This is a genomic window from Paenibacillus barengoltzii NBRC 101215, assembly GCF_004000745.1.
In the GTDB taxonomy this organism is placed as follows: Bacteria; Bacillota; Bacilli; order Paenibacillales; family Paenibacillaceae; genus Fontibacillus; species Fontibacillus barengoltzii.
Genome location: NZ_BILV01000078.1, coordinates 23,247 through 29,400 on the forward strand (window position 1 = coordinate 23,247; position 6,154 = coordinate 29,400).

Annotated in this window: 8 protein-coding genes; 1 reads left to right on the plus strand and 7 read right to left on the minus strand. The window is 54.8% G+C overall.

The window, feature by feature from the left end:
• Positions 1 to 24: 24 nt before the first annotated feature.
• The 7 genes from fabG to PBA01S_RS18560 form a co-directional block, all read right to left on the minus strand.
• Entirely contained in the window at positions 25 to 774 is a 750-nt protein-coding gene (gene fabG, locus PBA01S_RS18530; RefSeq protein ID WP_085169023.1) for a 3-oxoacyl-ACP reductase FabG, read from the minus strand.
• Between the two features lie 143 nt (positions 775 to 917).
• Positions 918 to 1,856, minus strand: coding sequence for an ACP S-malonyltransferase (gene fabD, locus PBA01S_RS18535; RefSeq protein ID WP_016312476.1), 939 nt, complete (start codon positions 1,854 to 1,856; stop codon positions 918 to 920).
• Positions 1,857 to 1,930: 74 nt separating this feature from the next.
• The gene (locus tag PBA01S_RS18540) at positions 1,931 to 2,920 is read right to left on the minus strand and encodes a beta-ketoacyl-ACP synthase III (RefSeq protein WP_016312477.1); all 990 of its coding nucleotides are present in this window, start codon (positions 2,918 to 2,920) and stop codon (positions 1,931 to 1,933) included.
• 9 nt (positions 2,921 to 2,929) lie between these two features.
• Positions 2,930 to 3,916, minus strand: a complete 987-nt coding sequence (plsX, locus tag PBA01S_RS18545) for a phosphate acyltransferase PlsX (RefSeq protein WP_016312478.1) — start codon at positions 3,914 to 3,916, stop codon at positions 2,930 to 2,932.
• The gene (fapR, locus tag PBA01S_RS18550) at positions 3,900 to 4,496 is read right to left on the minus strand and encodes a transcription factor FapR (RefSeq protein WP_028537792.1); all 597 of its coding nucleotides are present in this window, start codon (positions 4,494 to 4,496) and stop codon (positions 3,900 to 3,902) included. Before fapR ends, plsX begins: the two co-directional genes overlap by 17 nt.
• A gap of 257 nt (positions 4,497 to 4,753) precedes the next feature.
• Positions 4,754 to 4,927, minus strand: a complete 174-nt coding sequence (gene rpmF, locus PBA01S_RS18555; protein ID WP_009222962.1) for a 50S ribosomal protein L32 — start codon at positions 4,925 to 4,927, stop codon at positions 4,754 to 4,756.
• A gap of 59 nt (positions 4,928 to 4,986) precedes the next feature.
• Positions 4,987 to 5,508, minus strand: coding sequence for a YceD family protein (locus PBA01S_RS18560; RefSeq protein WP_127576502.1), 522 nt, complete (start codon positions 5,506 to 5,508; stop codon positions 4,987 to 4,989).
• A 194-nt stretch (positions 5,509 to 5,702) separates the two neighbouring features.
• Between PBA01S_RS18560 and PBA01S_RS18565 the strand changes: the two genes are divergently transcribed.
• Positions 5,703 to 6,154 (plus strand): nucleotidyltransferase family protein (locus PBA01S_RS18565; RefSeq protein ID WP_164744200.1); only part of this gene is annotated, 452 nt, incomplete at its 3' end.

Sequence of the window (6,154 nt, forward strand, 5' to 3'; positions counted from 1 at the left end):
CCATAGAAGCGAAAGGCGTGATTTTTACATGTACATTCCGCCGTCTACGTGCAGCGTCTGACCGGTCATATATGCCGCGCTGTCCGAGGCGAGGAACAGAACCACGCTGGCGATCTCCTCAGGTTGTCCCAAGCGGGCCAGTGGGATATCCGCCAGCAGCTTCTGGCGATACTCCTCCGGAAGCTCGCCCGTCATATCGGTATCGATAAATCCGGGAGCGACGCAATTCACGGTGATCCCGCGCGAAGCCAACTCGCGTGCTGAAGATTTGGTCAAGCCAATCACCCCGGCTTTGGCAGCGACATAGTTCGCTTGGCCCGCATTGCCGAGCACGCCAACCACCGAAGAGATATTGATAATTCGTCCCGAGCGCTGCTTCATCATCGGGCGGGTTACGGCTTTGATGCCGTTAAATACGCCTTTGAGATTCGTCTCGATGACTTGATCAAACTCTTCTTCCTTCATACGCATAATTAAATTATCTCTTGTAATCCCTGCGTTATTCACGAGAATATCAATCCGGCCCCACGAATCCAGCATGGATTTCACCATTTCCTCAAACTGCTCGCTGTTGCCTACATGGGCTTTTACCGCGTAGGATTTCACACCAAGCGCCTCAATTTCAGAAACGACGCGGGCGGCGGCTTCTTCATTTCCCGCATAGTTGACAACGACATCAGCTCCCGCCTCAGCCAAAGCAAGTGCAATGCTGCGGCCAATTCCACGTGAAGCCCCCGTGACCAAAGCGGTTTTCCCTTGCAGCGGTTTGCTCATACGGTTCATCTCCTTTCGCCTAACATATGCGAAGCATTTAAAAAATCAAAGCTCTAGTTTGCCTCTATGATCCTATCGCCATTCTTTGCGCCAAACGGCACCTTTGCGGCGAGGTAAAACCGAAGGTTAAATCGAGCTATTACCTATTCAGCGAAAGCTGCAGCCGTCTGTTCCAGGCTGTCCAATCCGCTGACGTTAAACAGACGCGCCGATTTATCGATTTTCTTGATTAAACCGGTTAAGACACTGCCAGGTCCGATCTCTACGAAGGTATCCACACCTTGGGACAGGAGCCAGCTCACGCTGTCCTCCCAAAGCACTGGGGAATACACTTGACGAACCAGCAATTCGGCAATCTCTACGCCGTTTTGAACGGGGCGAGCTGTCACGTTCGCGACCACCGGCACCTTGGCATCTTGAAACGAAGCCGCAGCCAGTCGTTCGCCGAGCCGTTCCGCAGCCGTCTTCATCAAAGAAGAGTGGAACGGACCGCTGACTTCCAGCGGGATCGCCCGTTTGGCTCCGATTTCCTTCACCCGTTCAATAACAAGGTCGACCCCTTCTCGGCTTCCCGAGACCACAATCTGCCCAGGGCAGTTCACATTCGCCAGCTCAACCAGCGCACCGCCAGCAGTAATGTCGGCGCACAGCTTAGCAAGTGCGTCACGCTCGCCGCCAAGGACGGCTGCCATCGCGCCTTGCCCGCCCGGCACCGCTTGCTCCATAAATTCGCCGCGCGCCCGAACAAGCTTCACGGCATCTTCAAAGTGAAGAACACCGGCTGCGGTCAGCGCGCTGTATTCGCCCAGACTGTGACCGGCAACATAATCCGGTTGAACGCCTTTGGCGGCAAATGCCTCATATAGCGCCACGCTAGTCGTCAAGAGCGCCGGCTGTGTATTGGCCGTCTGCTTCAGCTCCGTGTCCGGTCCGCCGAAGATCAGATCGGTGAGCTTGAAGCCCAGCTGCTCATCTGCAGTTTCGAACCGCGCCCGTGCTTCCGGCAGCGCGTCATATATATCCTTGCCCATTCCAACGCTTTGGGAACCCTGTCCCGGAAAAACAAAAGCGATTTTGCCCATCCTGTGCACTCCCTATCGTAAAAGTCCGGTGAATGTCCATCCATTCTCGCGTATCCGAATGGCGATCGCCTAGATTACCACACGAGCACGGATGCTCCCCAGGTTAGTCCGCCTCCGAAGCCAACGAGCAGGATGGTGTCGCCTTCCTTCATGCGTCCATCCTCTGCTGCTTCAACCAGCGCCAGCGGAATCGAAGCCGCCGAAGTGTTGGCGTATTTATCCACATTGATCACGCACTTCTCTTCCGGCAAATTCAGACGCTCTCTCGCCGATTGGATGATTCGGATATTCGCCTGGTGAGGGACGAAGAGATCGATGTCCTCTTTGGTCTTCCCTGCTTTGCGAAGCACTTCTTCGGTTGCCGTTCCCATCACGCGTACGGCAAACTTGAACACCTCGCGGCCATTCATATAAATGTAATGCTTGCGATCCGCCACGGTCGCCTCCGAAGCAGGAAGGCGAGAACCGCCCGCTTCGAGCTTCAGCAACTCGCCGCCGGCCCCTTCCGCGCCGAGATCAAAGGACAAGAATCCGCGGCCTTCCGGCACCTCGCCGAGCACGACAGCCCCGGCCCCATCCCCAAACAGAACACAAGTGTTCCGGTCCGTATAGTCCGTGATGCGGGACAAGGTATCCACACCGATCACCAGTGCATTCCGGTACATTCCAGTCTGAATAAATCCGTTCGCCGTGGCCATTCCGTAAACAAACCCTGAACAAGCGGCGGATAAATCAAAGGCAGCCGCTTTCTTCGCACCGAGCTTGTCCTGCAAAATGCAAGCGGTCGAAGGAAACGCCATGTCCGGGGTGATCGTTGCCACAATGATCAAATCCAGCTCTTCCGCTTTCAAACCCGCGGAATCCAACGCCCGAACGGCCGCTTCATAAGCCAAGTCGGAGGACGCTTGGTCCGGTGCGGCGATATGCCGTTCTTTAATTCCTGTACGCGAAACGATCCATTCGTCATTCGTATCTACGATTTTCTCCAAATCGGCATTCGTCAGCACCTTTTCCGGAACGTACTTCCCGGTCCCGATAATTCCAACCGAACGTAATTTTGTCACGATCCTCATTCACTCCCCGCTGATTTCACGTGCTATACTTTCCGTCAATTTGCTTTGCAACGCCGTACGCGCTTGGCGTACAGCATTCTTAATGGCACCTCCGTCAGAGGATCCATGCCCCTTCACGACCAAACCACTTAAACCAAGAAGCGGCGCTCCGCCATGCTCCTTGTAGTCCATCGTCTTCTTCAATCCGCGCAGGGACGGCATTAATACGGCTGCAGCCAGCTTGTTCTTCAACGATTTCGAAAATTCCTTCTTCAGAATCGAAAACATTGTGCCCGCCGTACCTTCCAGCGATTTCAGCAAAATATTTCCCGCAAAGCCGTCACACACCAGCACGTCGCAAGCTCCGGTCAAGATGTCCCGGGCTTCCACGTTCCCAACAAAGTTAATCGGCATCGTCTCTAACAGCGGGAAAGCCGATTTGGTAAGCTCATTGCCCTTCTTCGCTTCGGTGCCGACATTCAGCAGACCCACCCGCGGCTTGCTAATGCCGTGCACCTTCTCGCGATAGATGCTTCCCATCAGGGCGTACTGGGCCAGATGCTCCGGCTTGGCATCCATATTGGCACCAAGATCAAGCGCTAACACGCCGCGCTCATCCACCGTCGGGATCATCGGCGCAAGCGCGGGCCGCTCAATCCCTTCCATCCGCCCGACCACCAGCAGTCCCGTAGTCATCAATGCACCGGTGTTGCCGGCGGAGATCATCGCCTCCGCTTCCCCTTCGCGGACAAGCCGTCCGGCGACAACCATCGAAGAGTCCTTTTTGCGGCGAACCGCCTTAACCGGCTCGTCCTCCGCTTCGATCACTTCGGACGCGTGATAAATTCGTAAATTTGCCGGCGCTCCTTGCAGCATCGGCTTCAGCACTTGCTCATTACCAACCAGAATGATTTCGGTATCGCTCCATTCCTTGGCTGCGGCCAGTGCACCTTCGACCGTGCTCTGCGGCGCGTGATCTCCGCCCATCGCATCAATGGCGATTCTCATGCTGACTTCCTCCTTCTGAAGTGTCCTCTCCGGTGGACCGGTAGATGACGAAATTCCCTTGGAATACCATTTCTTCGCCTACGTAAGTAAAGACCTCAACCTTCGCTTTGCCTTTTTGGCCGGAATTGGGTCTGACATAAGCTTTCGCAATGCATTTCTCACCGAGATGCACCGAACGGATAAACCGGATGTCTGCAGAGAATGTCAAAGCGATTTCGTCGTTGATCACAGCCACCGCCAAGGAGTTCGCCTGGGCAAACACATGATGTCCACGGGCGATCCCCGTCCGGGAGAACACATGCTCCTCACGGATTTCAAAGATGGAGATCCCGCTCTTGTCCAGCTGCAGATCGACGATCTCCCCGATGACCTCATGCAGCGGCAAGGAACGAACCTGGTCATACGACCGTTCCGCCATCAGCTTCATCCGCTCCCGGAGCTCCGGGATGCCCAGCTCCATGCGGTCAAGACGGATTGTCTGAATGCTGACTTTCAGCTGACGGGTCAGCTCTTGGTCCGTAATAAACGGGTTAGCTTCTATCATTTGGACGAGCTGTTGCTGCCTCGCCCGCTTCGGCAAACGTTCGATGGGTATCCCCCCCTCTTCAGCAAGCAATGATGGTCTATCTATAATATCAACGTTCCCTTATATGTAATAGTTGGCGAAGCTATTCTTTAGAACCTGGTACTAAAATGTAGTATAAAGCATCCCGTCCCAAAAGAAAAGCGAAATTGCCATAAACCTGACGGGAGGCGGCACGGGAGGCGGCAACAACAAAGACAAAAAAAATAGCACCTCATCGAAATGAAGTACTACTTTGAGTTGTTACTTTAAGCTTATTGGCCAATGATTTCTCTCGATTTGTAAGTTCCGCAAACTTTGCAAACGTGGTGAGCAAGCTTCAATTCTCCGCATTGTTCACATTTTACCATGCCCGGCACAGCCAATTTGAAATGCGTGCGGCGTTTGTCGCGGCGCGTTTTGGACGTTCTCCGTTGAGGTACTGCCATGGTTCCCACCTCCTTATTCAAGTCAACCCTAACCGGGGCTTTATTTCTTGTTTACTTGCTTATTTTTTGAAAAAATCGCCGAGCGCTGCGAGTCGCGGATCGATCTTATCCGTATTGCAGCCGCAATCCCGCTCGTTCCGATCCGTTCCGCAAACCGGGCATAGCCCTTTGCAGGATTCCTCGCACAGAGCGGCATACGGAAGATGAAGCAACAGCGTCTCTTCCACGTACGGCACGAGATCGACTTTGTCGTCGGCGACATAATGCAAGTCATCGTCTTCTTCCTGCGCCTGTACGTCTGTCTCGGGATCGTCGCCTTGTTTGAAGCTCTCTGAAAACTCCGCTTGCACAACCTGCTTCAAGGGCTTCAGACACCGGGAACAGGTCATATCGAGCTCTGCGGTCAGCTGACCCTTGACATCGACTACGTCTCCGCCGGCAGCTTCCGCCTGCAAATCGACCTGAAGCGGACTGATCGCGGTAATGTCCCTGCGACCTTTAACGACATGGTTTACGTCCAAGGCTTGATGAATCTTCACCGGAGCTCCGGACGAGTTCACCTGACGTAAATGAATAATCATCAGCATCACTCCAAACAAACAAAAGTTATTATACCGATTTTAAGTAAGTTTTGTCAACAATAAAGCGATAATCCTGCGGAAAAGCTGTCGTTCACTTCCCCCTTGCCGTACCGCGCCGATTTCATGGTATATTGTGGTATATTCATAAATGAAAATTTGAAACTATCACCCCGGAGAATAAGGAGTCGAGTCCTTTGAAGATCGTAGGGATTATCGTTGAATATAATCCGCTCCATAACGGTCACGCCTACCATTTCGCCGAGGCGAAGCGGTTGACACAGGCGGACGCGGTCATCGCCGTGATGAGCGGCGATTTCCTGCAGCGCGGTGAGCCGGCGCTTGTCGACAAGTGGGCGCGGGCCGAGATGGCCCTCCGCCTCGGGGTCGACGTGGTGCTGGAGCTGCCGGTCGCCTACGCGGCCCAGCCGGCGGAGTGGTTCGCCTACGGAGCCGTGGCGTTGCTGGATGCGACGGGGATCACGTCGCATCTATGTTTCGGCAGCGAAGCTGGCGCGCTGACGGCGCTGCTGCCGCTGGCCGAGCGGCTGGCCGCCGAACCGCAGGCGCTGCGGGCGGCCCTGGCGGAGGAGCTCGCCACCGGGGCGAGCTACCCCGCGGCCTACGCGGCCGCAGCCGCCCGCACGCT

Bases quoted from the DNA above. Each gene is read 5' to 3' on its own strand.
- fabD (WP_016312476.1), bottom strand. From the start codon at position 1,856: ATGGGCAAAATCGCTTTTGTTTTTCCGGGACAGGGTTCCCAAAGCGTT.
- PBA01S_RS18560 (WP_127576502.1), bottom strand. From the start codon at position 5,508: ATGATTATTCATTTACGTCAGGTGAACTCGTCCGGAGCTCCGGTGAAG.
- fabG (WP_085169023.1), bottom strand. From the start codon at position 774: ATGAGCAAACCGCTGCAAGGGAAAACCGCTTTGGTCACGGGGGCTTCA.
- plsX (WP_016312478.1), bottom strand. From the start codon at position 3,916: ATGAGAATCGCCATTGATGCGATGGGCGGAGATCACGCGCCGCAGAGC.
- rpmF (WP_009222962.1), bottom strand. From the start codon at position 4,927: ATGGCAGTACCTCAACGGAGAACGTCCAAAACGCGCCGCGACAAACGC.